Here is a 257-nt window from a genome sequence, read left to right on the forward strand (position 1 = left end):
GTATTCAGTGCTGTATCAAAGCCAATAGTGAAATCAGTACCTGGAATATCGTTGTCAATCGTGCCAGGGACACCTACACATGGAAAACCGAGCTCTGTTAATTTCTTCGCTCCCATGAATGAGCCATCTCCACCAATGACAACAAGCCCTTCAATACCGAATTTTTTTAAGTTTTCAATCCCTTTTTCGCGACCTTCAACTGTCTTGAATTCAGGGCATCTTGCCGTGTAAAGTTTTGTTCCTCCACGATGAATAAT

At 42.0% G+C, this 257-nt stretch carries 1 protein-coding gene; it reads right to left on the reverse strand.

Features of this window, described 5'->3' with window-relative positions:
• Positions 1–257 (reverse strand): 6-phosphofructokinase (locus SB775_RS31355; protein WP_410865178.1); only part of this gene is annotated, 257 nt, incomplete at both ends.

Source organism: Peribacillus sp. SIMBA_075, from assembly GCF_046534585.1.